1 protein-coding gene is annotated in these 540 nt (G+C 63.5%); it reads left to right on the top strand.

Annotated elements, in window-relative coordinates; translation table 11 throughout:
- Positions 1-540, top strand: a 540-nt coding sequence (locus tag ACFQ2S_RS24775) for a glycosyltransferase family 2 protein (RefSeq protein WP_386079431.1), incomplete at both ends; no start/stop codon positions are given.

Raw genomic sequence — 540 nt, 5'->3', positions numbered from 1 at the left:
TGCGCAGACCGAACGGAACTGGCGGGCGCTGGTCGTCGGCGATGGCTGCACGGACGACACCGAATCCCGGATCAAGGCGTTGGGGGACCACCGCATCAAGTTCATCAATCTGCCCGAAAGGTTCGGCGAGCAAGCGGGGCCGAACTCGGTCGGGATGAAGTTGGCCGAAGCGCCCTATGTCGCCTTTCTCAACCAGGACGACTACTGGTTCCCGAACCACCTGGAACTGGCCGTCGGCGACCTCGAAAGATCGGGCGCAGACATCTATTGGTCGCGGGCGGCGTTCTTCACCAATCGTGGCGCATGGGACGACAGAGCGTTTTTCTGCGACGCATCCCCCAATGGCCGCCGCTTCGAAGATCTGTACGATGGAAACTTCCGTCTTGCGGAACCGATGAGCGCCTGGGTTGCGCGACGCGACTCTCTGGATCGGCTGGGCCCGATGAAGCTGGCGAGCCAGACCGCGCAGATGCCCATCGTCGAGTATAGCCAGCGCGCGTGCCGGACCGGCATGCGACTCGAAGCGGGGGAGGAGGTCAC

It is taken from the genome of Tropicimonas aquimaris (genome assembly GCF_042676185.1).
Taxonomy (GTDB): domain Bacteria; phylum Pseudomonadota; class Alphaproteobacteria; order Rhodobacterales; family Rhodobacteraceae; genus Tropicimonas; species Tropicimonas aquimaris.
The sequence above is the reverse complement of the archived record's forward strand: the minus strand, read 5'-3'. Positions and strand labels throughout refer to the sequence as shown.